The organism is Paenibacillus ottowii, from assembly GCF_050516475.1.
Lineage (GTDB): Bacteria > Bacillota > Bacilli > Paenibacillales > Paenibacillaceae > Paenibacillus > Paenibacillus ottowii.
In genome coordinates this window covers 1,875,301-1,894,666 of sequence record NZ_CP191577.1, presented here as the reverse complement: position 1 = coordinate 1,894,666, position 19,366 = coordinate 1,875,301, and the positions used below count along the sequence as shown (strand labels likewise).

Below are 19,366 nucleotides of genomic sequence, written 5' to 3'. Positions count from 1 at the left end.
ATATATTTTATTTTATGAAGTTTAAGTATGCTTTAAGGAAAATTTCTATAAACTTGAAAGTATCGATTAAACACTTACTTAAGTTGATTCTAAAAATCAAAAGCTTTGATATGTATTACCTTACAACCTTCGTGTGACACGAAGTCAACAAAAAATATTATTTTTTAGGGGGTTTTATTTTCTAAAACTCAGTGTATGATTTAATTAAGAGTCTCGTGTAACACGAAGGTAGGTTTTATAACCTCTTCTGAGGATCGATAAGGGAGGATTTTATGTATACTGTAAAAGTGGTTGCCAAAATGCTTGATTTGACCGAACACACGGTTCGTTTCTATACAGATAAAGGCCTCGTTCCTGATTTACAACGTGATAAAAATAATAATCGGGTGTTTGATGAGCAGGCGATAAATTGGCTTAGAGGTGCGAAGTACTTAAAAAAATGCGGAATGTCAATGGAGGATATAAAAAAATATGTTGATTTAAGCTTAAAGGGTGAGTCTACTATTGAAGATCGTTATGAAATCATCCGGAAGCAAAAAGAAGTAGTTTTAGCACAATTGGAAGAAGCAAAAATAATGGCCGTATACATTACTAACAAAGAAAAACATTACTGTGATATTGTCAAACAGGTCATTCCGGATAATACTAACCCGTCAAAATGGCAAAGTGATATGGAATGCGATTTAACATCTGCAACTCAAAATGGAACTTGCCCAACAGCAGTAATTCAAGTTGAGAGGGCTGTTGAAGGTATTTAACAAACCCTAACAAGTTAAAAGAAATTACTAAAATAGCAGCAGTCATAGACTTTTTTTTGCTCAACCTATGCTGCCGCTGTTTTAATTTTAACACTGCATTTAAAGCTTATTTCAGTGAATCTCCTGTGGGTCTTGGAACAGCGGCGAACTACGACTTGATAAATAAGTCTTAGACCGCCGCTGCTGTTATTGATACGTTAGCACAATTAAGCAATGAGAAAGAAGACTGATCGGTAATTAGAACACAAGGCTATTAAGAAAAAAGGTGAAACGTAGTTCACCTTCAGATTGTCGAGAAACCCCGTCTTTAGAGACGAGGGTTTCTTTTCCTTTACATAATAATGGGTCTGGCACCTGGGGAAAACGGGGTATTACCCCTGTTTCGCCAGGCGATCCAGATGAATCGCCATCTTCTTCATGTTCTGCACGGCTGCCGTCATGAGGGCTTGTTCCCTGGCGTTCGGAAGTCCGCGCATACGGCAATAGCGAAACCCATGGAGCTCTTTAGCATCCGCGAAGCTTCGCTCAATCGTCTCTTTTCGTTTGCGGTACAGCCGTTTTCCAGATGGGCTCAGCGGTTATTCCGTACCCATTCTTTGCTGTCTTCTCAGACATGGCGAGCCACCACTTTCTGAGACTGGGTACACTGGTTCAGTAACGGGCAGTGCTGACACTGATCTGGATCAGACGCGTACTGTCTGTATCCCTTCCGGTCCGTCGTTCGGTAGGGCAGTTCCTGTTGGGCTGGGCATCTATACACATTGCGTTTGGCATCGTATTCAAACTTCCATTTCGGAAACAGTCCTTGTCTAGGATGGAATCTTCGGTGAGCAATCACAGCGAAAATCTTCCGGTTTTGCAGACCTCGGCAAATCGGCGTCGTTAAATAACCGGAATCTAGTGCAACCGCTTCTACTTGAAAATCAAAACGTTCTCTTTGGCGATCCAAACGGGACAAATAGGGGACGGAATCATGTACATTCCCCGGTGTCACATGCACATCCGTAATCACATTGTACTTCATATCCACCGTACGGTGGTCCAGATAGAAGAAGCCTTCGGGCTTGCCATCACGGATCATATAGCCGCTGTCTGGGTCTGTTTTGCTTACTTTAATTTCTTTCTCTTCATTCACTTCCTCTCGGGATTTTAAGGCTTTTTTCCGTGTTTTTTTCGGTCATCCTTCACCGCTTCGATCAACTCGTCCATATAGTCCTTGGTATTCTGTAATACTTGTTCTTTGGTGTACTGGTGTCTGTTAGCATTGGCTTTGACGTGTGTGGAGTCCGTGATGAGAACACGCCCGCCCACCATGTGGTGAGAGATCGCTTGTAGCACAATTTCATCGAAGATATCTTGAAAGATCGTGGTGTCTTTAAACCGAGTGCGACGATTCCAGCTTATGGTGGTGTGGTCTGGGACTTTATCGGTTAAACCCAGCCCCAGGAACCAGCGATAGGCAAGGTTGGTCTGAATCTCCCGCTCAAGTTGCCGTTCTGAGCGAATGCCATAGAAATAACCGAGGAAGATCATTTTAAACAACACGGTAGGATCAATGGCAGGGCGCCCGTTGTCCGCACAATACAGTGGTCGAACTTTATCATCAATAAACGAAAAATCGATATACTTATCTACTTTACGGAGCAAGTGATCTTGAGGAACTAGATCTTCGATGGAAACAAATTCGTAGGATTGTTGTTTTTCACGGTTGGAACGTAGCATATCAACACCATCCGTTCTACAATAGTTACCTATATTATACAACATTAACGCGGTGTCGTATTAAATAAAATCAACATAAAACAGGCTGTCGAGACTTTCTCGAAAGCCTGAAAATATGCCTTTCCAGAGAAAGGCATATTTTGTGCGATCCATTACTGTAGTTATAAATCACTGGACGAAGGACAAAACGTCGAATCTGCATGCCTTAAGCCACAAGTAAATCCTAAGCATTTCGACTAACCCGTGGAATTCTGGTTTCACCAAATGGCCACTAGAGTATGCATTGACGAGTGTATTGTGATATTCCATTCCTAAAAGATTATAAATAAATACGGTACCCGGGTATAGTAAAATGTTCTTGACTTATACCCCCGGTGGGTATATCTTAAAAATCGAATGGCATTTCGATCCAAATGACGGCCGTCAAAACGATAAGCCATTCAAAACCAAAGGATCGGGGAGTACAACATGAAACAGCCTCTTTCTGCCGTTCAGGCAGACCCAAAACGTTGGCGCGCATTAGCCATTCTTTGTCTCGCCAACTTCATGGTCATTATGGATACATCAATAATCGGAGTTGCGTTGCCGGCGATTAAGGAGGCCCTTGGGTATTCTCAAGCGGGCTTACAGTGGGTGTTTAATGCATATGTCATCTTTTTTGGTGGTTTATTGCTGCTAGGCGGACGGCTATCCGATATATTTGGGCAACGCCGCATATTTATGTGGGGATTTGCCATACTTACGCTTGCATCTCTACTGGCGGGTATTGCATGGAATGAAGAGTCTTTAAATACCGGACGTGCTTTGCAGGGCTTCGGCTCTGCTCTTATAGCACCTTCTGCGCTAACAATCGTTATGATGCTCTTTAGTGGCAATCCAAAAGAGTTAGGAAAGGCGCTTGGTTTCTGGGGAGCATCTGCCGCTGCAGGGGGGACGGCGGGCGTCTTTTTAGGCGGAGTGATCACAGAGTGGCTGAGCTGGCAATGGACTTTTCTGATTAATATACCTCTCGGACTATTGGTTCTGGCCATGACGCCGGGACTGATTGGCAAAGGGTCAAAACAAAAAGGGAGTATCGATATTGCCGGATCCGTTCTGGTCACGGCAGCACTCGTAACTGCCGTCTACGGGATTGTTACTGCAGAACAGAATGGATGGACTTCGGGTATCACGATAGGGCTCCTCGCCGCAGCTGTTATTTTACTCATTCTCTTTCTTATCGTTCAAAAAGCCAGAAAAGAACCACTTGTACCATTAAAGATTTTCTCAACCCCTAATTTGATGGCGGGAAACCTTGCCCTTATAGCTTTATCTGCCGCTTGGATCCCACTCTGGTTTTTTCTGAACTTATATATGCAGCAGATACTCCAGTTTTCGGCACTCCAAGGTGGATTGGGATTGCTACCTACTACTATTTTGATCATGGTTTTTATGGTATCAGTCACCGGGAAGTTAATCGGTAAATTAGGTATCAAAGCCAATATCGTAATCGGGTTGCTTGCTCTTGGAGGATCCCTGTTCTTGTTTACTGGGAACACGCCTGTAGATGGTACGTTTATAGCCAATGTTTTGCCCTCCTCTTTGCTTGGAGCATTGGGGATGTCTTTGGCTTATATCCCGGCGACAATGGCTTCAATGTCCGAGGCAAAACCGGAAGAGGCAGGACTGGCCTCTGGTATTGCCAACACCAGCTATCAAGTTGGCTCAGCAATCGGATTGGCGGTCATGGTCGCAATATCTGCAGCTACAACAGCTCATACAGATGCAGAATCCATCAATATGCTAAATGACGGGTTCCATCAGGCATTTCTTTGGTCGGGATTCGTAGCGGTAGCCGGAGCAATCCTGTCATGGTTGTTTGTACGTAATCCGAAGAATATTTAATTCATATCGAACTATTACATGAAATGAAGAGGCATTAACGGTTGATGAAAAGGTGAGAATTTTCGTCGAAGTGAAATAAGTTCAATGATTGGGTTCGAGAGTACAGCGGGAAATATTGAAAGGAGGTGGAAACAGTGAAAGAAGCAACCGTGAAAGTACAAGGTATGTCTTGCCGTTCTTGTGTTCCTAAAATTGAAGGTGCCATCCAAGCGATTGGTGCTGAAGGCCATGTTAATTTCGAACAAGGAACGATAAATGTCCGTTTTGATGAATCGAAAGTACAAATATCCGATATTGAGGAAGCTATCCGGCAAAAGGATATGACGCCACCGCATAAAGTGTTAACAGTATGAAGAGGGAGGGAGGAGTCGGACATGAAAGCAGGGGTAAAAATATATACCATTCCCACCTGTAGTGACTGCAATTATGCGAAACGTTTCTTCAAAGAGCATGATGTCCCCTACACGGAATATAATTGCGAGGAAGATGCTAAGTATCCGGAGGAAGTCTGGAAATTAACGGGGAAACAGATTGTTCCAACCATTGTAATAGGGGAGATGGTTTTCGTTGGCTTTGCGGAAAACCTAGCCGAAATCAGCGGATTAGTTGGCTAATGGACATTTTATCGGATTCTAGACGGGCCTTGTGTCCCGTCTTTTTTGTCAAGGATCGTACATCAAGAAAATAGGGGGAGGGGGTACTTGAATAATATAGAGTAGGGGGGTATACTATATTTATCATTAATATACCCCACTGGGGTATTTTGAACGGGAGTGGGATGGAGAATGAGTCAAAAGGAAGTAACCCTACAAATAACAGGCATGACGTGTGCGGCCTGTGCAACAAAAATTGAAAAAGGGTTGAAAAAACTTCAAGGTGTGGATGATGCAAATGTCAATTTGGCACTCGAACGAACAACAGTAAAATATAATTCGGAGAATACCGATATCAGCAAGCTTAAAGAGAAAATCCAATCGCTCGGTTATAACACGGTTAGCGAGAAAGTTGAATTTGATATCACCGGAATGACCTGTGCTGCTTGCGCAGCCAAAATTGAAAAACGGCTGAACAAATTTGATGGAATCGATAAAGCAAATGTCAATTTCGCACTGGAGTCGGTTCTTGTCGAATATAACCCCGATCAAGTTTCGACGAATGAAATGAAAGAGGCAATCAAAAAGCTGGGCTATGCTCTTGAACAAAAGAAGGATGATGCAAGGGAGCATGTTGACCATCGGCAAAAAGAAATCGAAAAGCAACAAGGAAAGTTTTTGTTCGCCGTGATTTTGTCCTTCCCGCTCTTGTGGGCTATGGTCAGCCACTTTAAATTTACATCATTCATTTGGCTGCCTGACATGTTTATGAACCCCTGGGTGCAGCTTGCCCTCGCGACACCTGTTCAATTCATTGTCGGCAGGCAGTTTTATGTAGGTGCGTATAAAGCGCTAAGAAATAAGAGTGCAAACATGGACGTACTCGTTGCGCTGGGGACATCAGCTGCATATTTCTACAGCTTGTATCTAAGTATTATGTCCATTGGCTCGAACTCCCATATGGTTGAACTCTATTATGAAACCAGTGCTGTTCTTATCACCTTAATTCTACTCGGGAAACTGTTTGAAGCGAAAGCGAAAGGACGTTCGTCAGAGGCGATCAAGAAGCTGATGGGGCTTCAAGCGAAGAATGCAACGGTCGTTCGTGACGGTCAAGAGATGATTATCCCAATCGAAGATGTTCTGGCAGGGGATATCGTTTATGTGAAGCCAGGGGAAAAGGTGCCTGTTGACGGGGAAATTGTCGAGGGCAGATCCGCGCTTGATGAATCGATGCTAACGGGTGAGAGTATTCCGGTTGATAAAACGATTGGTGACACCGTCATTGGCTCGACGATCAACAAGAATGGTTTCCTGAAAGTCAAAGCAACTAAAGTCGGTAAAGATACGGCGCTGGCACAGATCATCAAGGTGGTTGAAGAGGCGCAAGGATCTAAAGCACCGATCCAACGTCTGGCGGACGTGATTTCAGGTATATTTGTTCCGATTGTTGTAGTAATATCGGTCATTACATTTTTTGTTTGGTATTTTGCCGTCGAACCTGGCGAGTTTGCTTCGGCTTTGGAGAAATTCATTGCAGTCCTGGTTATCGCATGCCCTTGTTCGCTTGGTCTTGCTACTCCAACTTCGATCATGGCCGGCTCGGGTCGTGCGGCTGAATTCGGAATCTTGTTTAAAGGCGGGGAACACCTTGAGACGACGCATCGCTTGAACACGATAATCCTTGACAAAACAGGGACCGTCACAAACGGCAAGCCGTCTTTAACGGATGTTATTGTAGCAAATGGTATCGACGAGAACGAATTTCTCTCACTCGTTGGAACGGCGGAAAGAAACTCCGAACATCCACTTGCAGAAGCGATTGTTGAAGGCATTAAAGAAAAAGGCATTAGCCTTGGGTCGTCTGAATCCTTCGAAGCCATCCCCGGTTTCGGTATCCAAGCAACGGTAAATGGTAAGCTGCTGCATATCGGAACACGTAAACTCATGGCCAAATACAACGTTGCCGTTCAAGATGTACTGGCCGTCATGGAGAGCTTGGAGAAGCAAGGGAAAACAGCAATGCTGGCAGCGATCGATGGACGTTACGCAGGGATGGTGGCCGTTGCCGATACCATCAAAGCTACCTCTAAAGAAGCGATTGCTCGCCTACACAAAATGGGTATGGAAGTCGTCATGATCACGGGCGACAATACGCAAACGGCAAAAGCGATAGCGGACCAGGTTGGGATTAAAAATGTCATTGCAGAAGTTCTGCCGGAAGGCAAGGCGGACGAAGTGAAAAAGCTTCAGCAAGCCGGCAAAAAGGTGGCCATGGTAGGGGATGGAATTAACGATGCTCCGGCACTTGCGACGGCTGATATCGGGATGGCGATCGGTACAGGTACCGATGTGGCAATGGAAGCAGCGGACATCACCCTCATCCGAGGCGATCTAACGAGTATCGCAGACGCTATTTACATGAGCAAGAAGACAATCACGAATATTAAACAAAATCTGTTCTGGGCGCTCGCCTATAATATTCTGGGTGTACCGATTGCAGCTGCAGGTTTCCTGGCTCCCTGGTTAGCAGGAGCAGCAATGGCGTTCAGTTCGGTTTCGGTTGTTCTAAACGCTCTGCGGCTGCAGAGAATTAAGTTGAAAGTATGAAATATGAACGTAGAAAGGGAAGGGATATAGATGAAACGGAGTATTACGATCTGGGCGGTTACGGCAATCCTGTACCTCGGGGTCGTTATAACGGGCTACAGTGTGTATGGCAGTAGGAACGATTCGAAAGATCAGTCAATGGATATGGCGGGGATGAACCATTCTTCTATGAACATGGGGGAGATGGACCCTTCTTCCATGGATATAAGCCACGAATCCGTTACAGCATTAAAGAGCAGTCTGGGGATAAATGAACTGACTTTCCCAAAGCTGCTGAAACCTGACCTGGAAGATACCAGCTCCGTCGCCTACACCATACGAGCCCAGCAAGGAACCTATGAAATATACGATGGAACGCAAACAAAGACGTACGGTTATAATGGGGATTTCCTGGGACCTGTCATTCGGTTGAAGCAAGGAATGAACGTAACCTTCCATTTAGTGAATGATTTAAAAGAAAATACTACGTTTCATTGGCATGGATTAGAAGCCCCGGGGGATGTTGACGGTGGTCCTGAACCTGTGCTGAAGCGAGGGCAAGAAAGAACAATTTCGTTCAAGGTGGATCAAGAAGCGGCAACTTTATGGTTCCATCCTCATCCATCGCCAAATACAGCGGAGCAAGTCTATAAAGGATTGGCCGGAATGATTTATATTGAAGACACGAATAGTGAGGCACTGGAAATCCCCAAAACTTATGGAGTAGACGATCTACCCATTATTCTTCAAGACAAAGCATTCACGGCTGACAAACAGCTTGATTATGCTAAGGCGATGAATGCGGACGGAACGACAGGAGAGACGCTCTTGATCAATGGGGTGGCCGATCCGGAGCTAACCATTGATCGTAAGCAAGTCCGTCTGCGCATATTGAACGGTTCCAATATGCGAAGCTACAAGCTGCACTTGGATAATAATATGGAATTTCAACAAATTGCAAGTGACGGAGGGTTCTTAAATAAACCGAACACGATAACGGAGATTGAAATGGCGCCCTCCGAACGAGTCGAAGTGATTGTCGATTTGACCAAAGTGAAAGGAAATAAAATTTCACTTATCAATGATGACAACACAAAGATCTTGCCGATTCACTTGAAGGACACGGAGGAGCTACCCCAATCCACGCAGGAAGTAAAGACATTAAACAACGCTGCGATTACGGATGAAATAAAAAATAAAAAGGTCACGAAAAAGTTCAAGTTAGCAGGTATGGGTAAGGAGACGACGATTAATGGAAAGAAGTTTGATCCCAATCGAATCGACTTCACCCAGAAGCAAGGCGAAACCGAAGTATGGGAAGTTGAAAATGTAAAAGATTCAATGGGAGGAATGAATCACCCCTTCCATATTCATGGTACGCAATTCCAAGTGATATCGATTAATGGAAAGGAACCGCCTGAGAACCTATCGGGTTATAAAGACACCATATCTCTTCAGCCGGGGCAAACGGCCAAGATTGCAGTCACGTTCCATAAAAATGGAGTCTACATGTTTCATTGTCACATTCTTGAGCATGAAGATAGCGGAATGATGGGACAAGTGATGGTGGATTAGAAACAAGACCAAATAAGGGAGCTTAAAGACATAATGGAGAAAACAATCAAAATCGCCATCAGTCCGCCGATCCAGGTTGGAGGAAGTCTGTTCACTCCTCATCAGCTTGTGAAAATCGGGGACATTCTTGGGCCGAATGTAAAGGTGGAAATGACTCCCTTCAAACAACTGTACGCAGAAGTGCCGCTTGAAAAGCGAGAGTCAATCAAGGAAGAGCTTGAACGAGACGGTCTTGAAGTGAATCCGGCGGGCTTTGTAACGAAGAGCCTCATTGCTTGTAATTTTTGCAAAGGCGCCGAAGAAGCCGGGTTTACAACGGCAAAAAGATTGAATCAAGCGATCGCCGGCATTGAAACACCCACACCGCTTAAGATCGGGTATGCCGGATGTGCGCTAGGAACAAGCGAACCGCTCATTAAGGATATCGGAGTCGTCAAAATGCGCGACAAGTTTGATATTTATGTTGGCGGCGAATCGAAAGGACTTAAAACCTCCTTTGCCGAGCTCCTGCTTTCGGGAGTCATGGAAGACCAATTGATTCCAGCCGTAACTTCTATTATTGATTTTTATAAAGCTCATGCAAAAGGCAAAGAAAAGTTCAGCAAATTCGTAGACCGGATTTCGCTGGGACAGTTGAAAAGGATAGCCGTTCAAAAGTAACAGGATGTAAAGGAGTGTTTGGGATGCCGAAATTTACATGGGTGGAGAAGGATACTTGCATTACATGCGGAGCTTGTGGAGCGGTAGCACCCGATATTTTCGACTATGACGACGAGGGCTTGGCCCATGTTATCTTCAAGGGCGACGATAATCGCGGAATCACGGAGATAGACAGCCATTTGCTGGAGGATCTGCAGGACGCGCGAGATGGCTGCCCAACCGATTCAATCAAGGATTCGGATGAGCCATTTGCTTAACGGTCTTGGCCAGGGAAGAAGAATCGCTTCGGAGGGACAGGAGATGAACGATGCAAGTCGCACGATTTCGAATGTAGCCATCATAGGAGGCGGTCCTGCAGGCATGTTCGCCGCCTACTATGCCGGCGTGAGGCAGATGTCGGTTAAATTAATAGAAAGAATGCCTCAACTTGGCGGTCAACTTGCTGCCCTGTATCCGGAGAAATACATTTACGACGTGGCCGGCTTCCCTAAAGTGAGGGCCCAGGAACTCGTAGACAATTTAAAGAAGCAAATGGATCTGTTCCGTACCGACGTTCGACTTGAGGAAAAAGTGCTGAATGTCAGAAAACTCGACGAACGATTCTTCGAGATTGAAACCGATCGCTATGCTAAGGCCGTTATCGTAACGGCGGGCGACGGGGCCTTTGAGCCTCGGAGACTTGAACTGCCACTGGCAGAGCGCTTTGAAAAGACGAACCTCCATTACTTTGTCAGCGATATGGAACGTTTCCGCGGCAAGAACGTGCTCATATGCGGAGGCGGCGATTCCGCTCTCGATTGGGAACTGATGCTCGAGCCGATCGCGGATACTGTGACACTCGTTCATTGCCGCGATAGATTCCGTGCCCATAAGCATAGCGTCGAGTTGCTCATGCGGTCCAAAGTCAACGCTATTGTGACGACCGAGATTACTTCGATTCACGGAGAAGACCGAATCGAGCGGGTCGAATTGACGGACGTAAAGACCCAATTGATAACGTTGGCCAACGTCGACGAAGTCATCATCAATTACGGGTTTGTCAGCTCGCTTGGGCCGATTGGAGAGTGGGGTCTTGCCGTTGAGGGCGGTTCGCTCATCGTCGATTAGAGAATGCAGACGAACATTCCGGGTATCTATGCGGCCGGAGACGTCACGACATATCCGGGCAAATTGAAGCTGATCGCCGTCGGATTCGAAGAAGCGCCAACGGTTGTCAATAACGCTAAAGTTTACATGGATCCCGTAGTGGAATTGTCTCCCGGACACAGCAGCAGCATGAATCTCGATGCGAAAGGTCCACAGAACTAAAGGTATGATGGATGTCCGTATTTCTCAAGCAAGGGTATGACATTGATAGAGGTTTACTAAACCGAATATATGGAAAGGGGGTGAAGCTATTGCATAACCTGAAATTGACATTGGTACAGGATACAGATGCCTGCTGCTCCGTGGAAGGTGTAAGGAAAAGTCATCATTCGGAGAAGGCCAAGAGCAATCTGGAGTCTCGTTTAAACCGAATTGAGGGCCAGATCCGAGGTGTCAGAGGTATGATCGAGAAGGATACGTATTGTGATGACGTCTTGAATCAAATCGCTGCCATCCAATCGGCTTTGAATGGTGTAGGCAAGCTATTGCTCGAAGCCCACATGAAAAGCTGCGTTGTAGAACGGATCCAGGCCGGGGAAGAAGACGTTATTGATGAATTGTTGACTACGGTTAATAAACTGATGAAATAATTCCAAATTGGAGGCGTTACTATGCAACAAACTACACTTCAAGTTAGCGGCATGTCGTGCCAGCACTGTGTGAATTCGATCGAGAAGGCGGTAAAGGAACTCGGCGGGTCCGCTGCGGTAGATCTGAGAAGCAATTCGGTCACTGTTGAATATGATGAAAACAATTTATCGTTAGAGGCGATTAAGGAAGCCATTGAAGAGCAAGGCTACGAAGTTGACTAATGGCTGCAGTCAAGGACGGGGTTATCATTCCCCGTCCTTTTCTTTGTTGACTAATTGTCGGGTGGGAATCAACAAATATGGAGCATGAAATTTAGAAAAAAATAAAATTCTATTGAAAATCAGTCACTGGTGGACATTTGAACAAACTTAAACGGCCATCTGAACCAGTTTTAAGGTTTTTAAAGACTACTACAGAAGAAGTTGAAAATTCTTCCTTTATGCGGTATTCTAGAGTCATCAGTGATGCCCCACATAATATTTGTGCAATAATCTTTTTTAAGCCCCCCTGAAGATGAGATTTCCCAGTATGTAAGACCCCTTGAAGACGACTAGGTAGATAGGTTGGGGGTGGAAGTGCAGTAATGCATGGAGCTGACCAATACTAATCGGTCGAGGGCTTATCCTAAAGATAAGACGCAATAAAGTTTCGGATCCAGTTTTCAGGGTGTAACACCTTGAAGGTAGAATTTACAGTGTAAATTCATGTTTGGTGGCGATAGCGAAGGGGTTCCACACGTACCCATCCCGAACACGACCGTTAAGCCCTCCAGCGCCGATGGTACTTGGACCGCAGGGTCCTGGGAGAATAGGACGTTGCCAAGCAAAACAAAAAAGCACATCCCATTTACACTGTACCCTATAGAGTAGACACTTTAAAAAAGTCTCTCCGTAGGGTACTTTTTATATATCGAGAAAAATGGGAAGTGGAAACAGGAATGAGTAAAAAGACATTTACAGAGAAAGAAATCGAACAGCTTTCTAACAATCTTTATGTTAAGTCAGTTACATCAAAAGGTATTACATATACGGATGAATTCAAGAAACTTTTTATTTCAGAAAATAAAAAGGGCAAGCTACCGAGGGCTATATTTGAGGAATGCGGATTTGATGTACATGTAATCGGACTCCAACGAGTACGATCCTCGGGAAAAAGATGGCGTGCGAGCTTCCGGGAAAACGGTGTCTTGGGTCTGCACGATACAAGGAGCCAATCATCTGGAAGACCCCTTAGAAGGGAACTGACACTGGAAGAAAAGAACGCCATGCTTGAAGCGCAAAACGCCTTATTAAGAGCGGAGAACGAACTGTTAAAAAAGATCCGTATGGCGGAATGGGGGCTGAAAGACAAGTAGATTGGGCACCTTGCCAGAAATATATTTTGATCCATACCGTTATCCGGAAATACGACCTTCATCGAATGGTGAACCATTTATGCAGAATGGCCGGGGTCTCCAAGAGTGGCTATTACAAGTACTGGTCTTCCGAATCAGCGGAAAAGCGGAAGCAATGAGAACAGGATGATGAACAGGTAAAAGAAACGATCCTGAAGGCCTTCCGTTTCAAAAGACGCAAGAAAGGGGCCCGTTCTATCAAGATGATATTAGAGGGCCAGTTTAAGGTTGTCTACAATTTGAAACGGATCCGGAGAATTATGAAGAAATACGGCATTGTATGTCCTTTCCGGAAGGCAAATCCCTATAAAAGGATGATGAAGGCGACTCAGGGACATCGGGTTGTTCCTAACCTTTTGAATAGGGAATTTAAGCAGGACATCCCCAGCAAGGTGTTACTGACAGATATCACTTATTTATATTATAGTACAGGCAAGAAAGCTTATTTATCAACGATCAAGGACGGTTCAACCAATGAAATACTGGCTTATCATGTCTCAGAGAGAATCACTATGGACCTTGCGACGGACACTCTTCTAAAGCTGAAGAAAAATCGAAGATTTAAAAAAGCAAAGGGTGCCTTTATTCATTCGGATCAGGGAACACATTACACACATCCTGATTTTCAAAAGATGGTTAAGAAAATGGGGTTAAACCAGTCGATGTCTAGACGAGGAAACTGTTGGGATAACGCCCCCCAAGAATCCTTCTTTGGTCATTTTAAGGATGAGGCCTCCATCAAACCCTGTGCGACTATGGAAGAGCTAAGACGTGAAATTGATGACTATATGACTTATTACAACCATTACAGATACCAATGGAATTTAAAAAAGATGACCCCTGTTCAATACAGAGATCATCTTTTTAAAGCAGCCTAAGCCCTTTTTAAAATGTCCTTTACAGAGGGTACAGTTTAGGTGATCAGGGTGAAGATGTTAATAATGCAGCTATAACTTGGGTAACAAAAAAACTGCTTAATAAATAAGCTAATCTGAATATTCATGTTAAAAAAGAGAACCCCTCTTTATGAACTGATCCCTGCCAAGTAAACAATAATAAAAAAGCAATATTTAAGCAACCTGAGTCCGATATTCATACGGTCTTAGGTTGTTTAATTTTATGCAGAGAATATTAATATTGTTTTTTTATGAATAGACGTCAATTAGATAACATGCTCTACTTTTTCACCTGTTCGAAAAGTGTAGCGTTTAAACACTCTGATTTGAAAATGGCTAAATAATTTCAAGTCATTTCTACAGCTGATCTAATAGGCGATAATCTCGTTGTTATACAAGTCTTTGATGGCAGATAGGTTTTCTGTTCATTAAATATTAAATAGCGCAATAAGGATTTTTCTTACGTATGATAGCTTAACTCCTCATCTCGTTCATCAAGCGTATTCTCGATCTATACTTTGACCCGACGATAATCGTAGATTCCTCTTACCTCTTTACATCGTCCGCAATCTTCATATTGATCTGATCATCCTCGAGCTGCATGGAAGAAGTAAACTGATTCGTTTTTAACATGTGTGTGAGTATGAATCCTCTATATAGTACAAGAATAACAATAATTTAAATCAAAATTCATAAGGGTGAATTAAAGATTCATAAAAATGAAACGAAAATATTTTCTTTATCACACACTTAGTCTCTACCACTCTTTGCAGGAATTGATAGCTCATTGTTATATGAAATAAATTTCACTCAAATAGAACTATTTCAATTTTTTTCCTTGATGTCGATATAATTGAGGATTCGCCAAAAAGCCTTTTCATATAGGAAGATGGGATCAACTCGCTAAACAAAAAAATAATGTACGTTGCGATTGATGGGTTTAGTCAACCAGCCGGATCCTTAGGAGAGAAGGTAGTGTACTAGAAAAATGGATTATGTTATGCACAAAAAAAGGGGGCTAAAACAGAATATAAATACTTGAGATCGTAGGATTAGGTTCTTTGAGATAACTTCCTGTTTCTCACATAACAGACCTTATCTTGCGATAACAGACAGCAGCATATAAACATTAGGAGGATAACTAGTATGAATTCATTCAAAAAAACGAAGAGTTTGATCAGCGCCCTGACCGGGGCAGCGTTATTATTCTCGCTACCAATGGTGGCAGGCGCAGAGAGCAATATCAACTATTTTGCCCATGCATCCGAAGAACCGGTTACCGTGTCTGACGCTGTGTATGAAGCAGGATCAGGGGTTCTGAACGTGGGGGCGGCCCAATTTCAAAAATTGACAGTCACTAAGGAGCATCAGGTTAGCAAGACACTCGTTAATCCCAGCGCTTCGCCTGAAGCCAAATCGTTGATGAGCTATCTTGTCGATCAATATGGCAAGAGTATACTATCCGGTCAGCAGAACAGTTCTAACATTAGTTGGATGCAGGACGCGATTGGTAAAAAGCCAGCCATTGTAGGATTCGACCTGATGGATTATTCACCGTCTCGAGTCGAGCACGGCGCTTCCTCCTCCGAGATCGAGAATGCGATCGATTGGCACAGCCAAGGCGGTATTGTCACCGTCGTATGGCATTGGAACGCGCCTAAGGGTTTAATTGACCAGCCCGGTAAAGAGTGGTACAAGGGATTCTTCGGGGATTCCACCACTTTCGACGTTGACTACGCGTTGAATCACCCGGAATCCGAGGATTATAAACTTATTTTACGGGATATCGATGCCATTGCGGCACAGCTTCAAAAGCTAAAAGATGCGAAAATCCCCGTGCTCTTCCGACCGTTGCATGAAGCGGAAGGGGGATGGTTCTGGTGGGGCGCGAAAGGTCCGGAGCCGTCAAAGAAACTTTACCACCTGGTGTATGATCGCTTAACGAACGTGCATGGCCTGAACAATTTGATTTGGATCTGGAATTCTAGTGCGCCAGAGTGGTATCCGGGAAACGATGTTGTAGACATCGTGAGTACGGACCATTATCCGTCTGCGGGCGACTATAGACCAGTCACTGACAAATATGACGCCCTCGTCTCGCTTGTGAACGACCAGAAGCTGGTCGCATTAACCGAGAACGGCGCGATCCCGGATCCGGATTTGCTCTCCAGTGACGGAACAAACTGGAGCTGGTTCACTACCTGGACAGGAGAGTTCCTGACCGATGGCGTAAACAACAGCCGGGAGCATTTGAACAAAGTGTTCAACCATCCAAATGTAATCACGCTCGATGAGCTACCGGATGTAGATCATTACGGCCAAAACAATTAACGGTGTGTCGTAAGTGCACAATGAACAGCCAAGGTCTCCCATGCGGATACGGATTACCTGATCTCCGACAAGATCATACCAGAACAGGACAGTTTTACCTTGAAGGTAACAAATGAACTGATACGTTGTTTGAATAAAATGTATACTTAAACGAATTGATAGCAAGGGTGTTTCTGGAGTAATTCCAAAACACCCTTTTTTTCATGAACTGGTTAAACTCTAAAGGCTTGTTTTAACCAGCCTGGGCATCTGTAGCAAGGAGGCTGGCTTCCGATTTGGTGAGCAAGAGAGGCAGAGCAGGGAAATAGGCTCATGCAACCTGGTTTAATGGCACGAAGAGCGTCCGTTTATGAGTCAATACGCACCGTTCTTCGTTCCTGTCGTTCGTTTTACGCTGCCAACGGCATAAGGATATCAGTAGGTCGTATAATTTTCCAGAAAAAATTGAATTATCAAATATGGTAATGAGTGTAATTTCGGGCGTTGTTTTGTACTCATTTAGATTGCTATTTTGCACTACAAATAAAGGAGATTAGCTTCAAGAACCCTTGATTTGACAAGGATTTACGATAGTGTGGGTTTTGCTTATCCTGTTGTAACGGAGATAATAAGCGCGACGATTTATATATAATATAATGTGCGGCAGAAGAAAAGTATGGGGTACCTTGGAATTTGCTTGCAGCGGTACACCGTATTGAAACTCGTTTTTCCACCTTAAAACCGATGATATCCAAGGTTGGGGCCGAGGGACATATGCAATTTATGCCGTGTACGTTTGTTGGATGAGGAGCGCCCGGCTGTAAGGGAACGAACGGAAAAGGCCAATTTTCTGAGGAAGAAAAAACGAGCCTGGCGCTGATCCAGAAGTACGGGGGATATGGGGTAGACGCTGACGGTGATGGGAAAGCAGATATGTGGAATGTAAAGGATGCTATTTTTCCGCAGCTCATTATCTGGCCGCTAATGGCGCGGCCAATGGAGAGTATGAAAAGGCCGTATTCACCTATAATCAGAGTCAGGAGTATGTGGCCGAGGTTATGAAATATGCAACTTTGTTTATCCAAGATGGCTATAAGCCTATTGAAACAGTTGAACCAGGAAAAGGAGGGTTTGCACGTCCAGTAGAAGGGCCTGTAACGTCTCCATTTGGCCCGCGTGTGCATCCCATTACTGGACAGGTCGGAAAGCCCCATAAAGGTGTAGCCCCAAGGGAACCTCTATACAGGCAGTCAAGGCAGGAAAAGTCACTTTTGCCGGATGGCAGGATGCCAGTAACCCAAAAAAAGGATATGGTCAGTACATTTGGATAGATCATGGTGGTGGATACCGAACGACATACGGCCATTTGTCGCTATTGAGGTTTCTGTCGGCCAAGATATCCGGATTGGACAAGAGATTGGAAAGTGTGGTTCTACAGGTGGAAGCACTGGCCCTCACTTTCACTTTGAAATAGCCATTAATGGGACACACGTCAATCCGGCTCCTTATATTGGACTTAAATAAGAGGAAGGCGAACGGTTTGCTAAATGAAAAAATTATTGTGCGCGTAGGCAAAGATGAAGAAGGGAAGACCGTGGGGATCGCTAGGCAAAACGATACATTTATATTCCGAAATCCGCCTGGTCCAAGCTTTGAGGGAGTCGAGTACCTGACATGCTATAAGTTGGGTAAATCCGACTTCGTAGAACCCTTTAAACGCTCCACAGAGAGCCGATGGCTGGAGCAGGAAAAAAAGTACCAAGATTACTTGCAAGAGCTTTATAAGCGGTATATACCGATCTTGCAGGCCTATTGCCGGGAAAACCGATATGATATGGAATTAGCCTGGGCGATCATGGAGAAGCATGGAGATGAGAGTAACTACACTTCCCACTTGTCATATTTACGCGATTTTCGCCAAATACTGAACTTTACCGAAAAAACAGGTATGTAGGATGAATTTCCTCATACAAAAAAAGATCACTTCAAGGTTGAAGTGGTCTGAAGTCTGGTGCTCTGATCCGTTTACAACAGGGACGAGCAAGGCAAAAAAAGTAGCTCCTGCATCTGCAGGAGCTACTTTTGAATATCATAGAAGCAAATATTAAAAAAGGCTTTTTGCATGATAGTTCACAAATTCTCCATAGGAGGAGTGATCAATGATCATTCACTGGAATAAACGCATGTTGAATGCTGCAATTTGGCGACTACGACGAGCAAGGCGCTTTTTTAAAATTAGGAAGGTTCGAACAAGCTGAATATGACATTTTAATCACTATAGTTATTCTCAATGGTACGTTGGATTACTTAAATAAATGTAAGAAAACCAAACACCCACGGAAAGTATCGGGGTGAGAGGAAAAAAATGAGTAAACGAGGAAGATCGCAGAAAAGGTGCATAAGAAAAGTGAATTTGGTCTTGAGAGAACTGAAAGAAGCTAAACACTACGCTGAACGGAGAAAGATAATATTTGGCAAGAAGAGAATTACAAAATCCTTACTTCAACTTGGTAAATCATTAAGTTGTATCGATAGACTTCAAACCTCAAAGATAAAGGACACGACTGGAGCAACAGAAGTCATCGGAGCAACTGGAGCCACCGGCTCTTTCCAACAGTTTCAGGTATCGGAGAATACGCCAAATACGACAGGAAGTTCAGCAATTCCTATAACGTCAGTTGTAACTACTTTAAAAACGATAACAAATTATAGGGGTTCCAACGGGAAGTAGAGTTTGGTTAACAGGAATCGTCGGATGGGAGTCTACAGCGGGTAATACTTCACTCCAATTACAAATTCTCCGCGGAACTACAACTATATTTAGCATCAATCAGCATGTAGTTGCAAATTCCACATTTGGAGCAACCAGTGTTAACCACGTTGATCTCACCCCTGGGACTGGTAATGTGTCGTATTCGCTAGCTGCACTAACAAACGTCGGTACTGTAAATGCTATTGGAGCAATTACTTTTACAGGGGCTTTTAATACAGCCTTGAGACTAAAAGCGGTTAATTCTTCGAGATTGGCCGCTTTAGTAGTCTAATTTTCAAACTTGAGCTACTACGCTTTCTCCCCCGCTTTGGAACACCAGGAGTAGGGTTGAGTTACGTTCCCTTCTTTCTGATTTATTTTCCAAGTTTAAGTTATATTGATGAAATGCGGCGTTCCTAAAAGCATGCTTTTTGCAACACTTAATAACCAACGTATGAGTCAATGTTATAGTGAGTGGATTGTTTATTATTCTAAAT

12 protein-coding genes, 1 rRNA gene, 6 pseudogenes and 1 other annotated feature are annotated in these 19,366 nt (G+C 44.1%); of the genes and pseudogenes, 18 read left to right on the top strand and 1 reads right to left on the bottom strand.

The genetic code is table 11. The features are described from left to right. The first annotated feature begins 272 nt into the window (after positions 1-272). Positions 273-758, top strand: coding sequence for a MerR family transcriptional regulator (locus ACQQ6X_RS08920; protein ID WP_305168236.1), 486 nt, complete (start codon positions 273-275; stop codon positions 756-758). A gap of 371 nt (positions 759-1,129) precedes the next feature. Here ACQQ6X_RS08920 and ACQQ6X_RS08915 read toward each other — a convergent pair. Next, positions 1,130-2,480 (bottom strand): annotated as a pseudogene (locus tag ACQQ6X_RS08915) (IS1182 family transposase). Positions 2,481-2,948: 468 nt separating this feature from the next. On the opposite strand from ACQQ6X_RS08915, the gene ACQQ6X_RS08910 reads away from it, so the two are divergent. The 17 genes and pseudogenes from ACQQ6X_RS08910 to ACQQ6X_RS08830 all read left to right on the top strand — a co-directional run bounded on the left by ACQQ6X_RS08910 (position 2,949) and on the right by ACQQ6X_RS08830 (position 18,848). Next, positions 2,949-4,364 carry an MFS transporter gene (locus tag ACQQ6X_RS08910; protein ID WP_305168235.1) on the top strand — a complete coding sequence of 472 codons (1,416 nt, stop codon included), beginning with the start codon at positions 2,949-2,951 and terminating at the stop codon, positions 4,362-4,364. Between the two features lie 134 nt (positions 4,365-4,498). Next, positions 4,499-4,717 carry a cation transporter gene (locus tag ACQQ6X_RS08905; protein WP_305168234.1) on the top strand — a complete coding sequence of 73 codons (219 nt, stop codon included), beginning with the start codon at positions 4,499-4,501 and terminating at the stop codon, positions 4,715-4,717. 21 nt (positions 4,718-4,738) lie between these two features. Continuing rightward, positions 4,739-4,978 carry a glutaredoxin family protein gene (locus ACQQ6X_RS08900; protein WP_305168233.1) on the top strand — a complete coding sequence of 80 codons (240 nt, stop codon included), beginning with the start codon at positions 4,739-4,741 and terminating at the stop codon, positions 4,976-4,978. Between the two features lie 171 nt (positions 4,979-5,149). Continuing rightward, positions 5,150-7,567, top strand: coding sequence for a heavy metal translocating P-type ATPase (locus ACQQ6X_RS08895; RefSeq protein WP_305168232.1), 2,418 nt, complete (start codon positions 5,150-5,152; stop codon positions 7,565-7,567). A gap of 30 nt (positions 7,568-7,597) precedes the next feature. Then, positions 7,598-9,121: a multicopper oxidase family protein gene (locus ACQQ6X_RS08890; RefSeq protein WP_305168231.1), complete on the top strand. Its 1,524-nt coding sequence runs from the start codon at positions 7,598-7,600 to the stop codon at positions 9,119-9,121. A 33-nt stretch (positions 9,122-9,154) separates the two neighbouring features. Next, entirely contained in the window at positions 9,155-9,781 is a 627-nt protein-coding gene (locus ACQQ6X_RS08885; RefSeq protein WP_305168230.1) for a nitrite reductase, read from the top strand. Between the two features lie 23 nt (positions 9,782-9,804). Further along, positions 9,805-10,038, top strand: a complete 234-nt coding sequence (locus ACQQ6X_RS08880; RefSeq protein WP_305168229.1) for a ferredoxin — start codon at positions 9,805-9,807, stop codon at positions 10,036-10,038. Positions 10,039-10,081: 43 nt separating this feature from the next. Beyond that, positions 10,082-11,089, top strand: a pseudogene (locus ACQQ6X_RS08875) (NAD(P)/FAD-dependent oxidoreductase). A 98-nt stretch (positions 11,090-11,187) separates the two neighbouring features. Further along, positions 11,188-11,517 (top strand): metal-sensitive transcriptional regulator, encoded by a 330-nt coding sequence (locus ACQQ6X_RS08870; RefSeq protein ID WP_305168252.1) that lies wholly within the window; start codon positions 11,188-11,190, stop codon positions 11,515-11,517. A gap of 21 nt (positions 11,518-11,538) precedes the next feature. After that, complete coding sequence (locus tag ACQQ6X_RS08865) at positions 11,539-11,739, top strand: copper ion binding protein (protein ID WP_305168228.1); 201 nt, start codon at positions 11,539-11,541, stop codon at positions 11,737-11,739. Between the two features lie 310 nt (positions 11,740-12,049). Continuing rightward, positions 12,050-12,133 (top strand) — a sequence feature (23S ribosomal RNA rRNA prediction is too short). 92 nt (positions 12,134-12,225) lie between these two features. Then, a 5S ribosomal RNA gene (rrf, locus tag ACQQ6X_RS08860) occupies positions 12,226-12,342 on the top strand. 113 nt (positions 12,343-12,455) lie between these two features. Further along, a pseudogene (locus ACQQ6X_RS08855) lies at positions 12,456-13,789 on the top strand (IS3 family transposase). Positions 13,790-15,103: 1,314 nt separating this feature from the next. Then, positions 15,104-16,138: pseudogene (locus ACQQ6X_RS08850) on the top strand (glycosyl hydrolase); the annotation flags it as partial. A 642-nt stretch (positions 16,139-16,780) separates the two neighbouring features. Continuing rightward, positions 16,781-17,196: pseudogene (locus ACQQ6X_RS08845) on the top strand (lytic transglycosylase domain-containing protein); the annotation flags it as partial. Between the two features lie 161 nt (positions 17,197-17,357). Further along, positions 17,358-17,641: pseudogene (locus ACQQ6X_RS08840) on the top strand (M23 family metallopeptidase). Positions 17,642-17,657: 16 nt separating this feature from the next. Next, entirely contained in the window at positions 17,658-18,071 is a 414-nt protein-coding gene (locus tag ACQQ6X_RS08835) for a hypothetical protein (RefSeq protein ID WP_305168227.1), read from the top strand. A gap of 465 nt (positions 18,072-18,536) precedes the next feature. Next, the gene (locus ACQQ6X_RS08830) at positions 18,537-18,848 is read left to right on the top strand and encodes a hypothetical protein (protein ID WP_326403688.1); all 312 of its coding nucleotides are present in this window, start codon (positions 18,537-18,539) and stop codon (positions 18,846-18,848) included. Positions 18,849-19,366 lie beyond the last annotated feature (518 nt).

Excerpts from the sequence above, each read along its gene's own strand:
- ACQQ6X_RS08920 (WP_305168236.1), top strand. The coding sequence starts at position 273 with ATGTATACTGTAAAAGTGGTTGCCAAAATGCTTGATTTGACCGAACAC.
- ACQQ6X_RS08910 (WP_305168235.1), top strand. The coding sequence starts at position 2,949 with ATGAAACAGCCTCTTTCTGCCGTTCAGGCAGACCCAAAACGTTGGCGC.
- ACQQ6X_RS08900 (WP_305168233.1), top strand. The coding sequence starts at position 4,739 with ATGAAAGCAGGGGTAAAAATATATACCATTCCCACCTGTAGTGACTGC.
- ACQQ6X_RS08895 (WP_305168232.1), top strand. The coding sequence starts at position 5,150 with ATGAGTCAAAAGGAAGTAACCCTACAAATAACAGGCATGACGTGTGCG.
- ACQQ6X_RS08890 (WP_305168231.1), top strand. The coding sequence starts at position 7,598 with ATGAAACGGAGTATTACGATCTGGGCGGTTACGGCAATCCTGTACCTC.
- ACQQ6X_RS08885 (WP_305168230.1), top strand. The coding sequence starts at position 9,155 with ATGGAGAAAACAATCAAAATCGCCATCAGTCCGCCGATCCAGGTTGGA.
- ACQQ6X_RS08880 (WP_305168229.1), top strand. The coding sequence starts at position 9,805 with ATGCCGAAATTTACATGGGTGGAGAAGGATACTTGCATTACATGCGGA.
- ACQQ6X_RS08865 (WP_305168228.1), top strand. The coding sequence starts at position 11,539 with ATGCAACAAACTACACTTCAAGTTAGCGGCATGTCGTGCCAGCACTGT.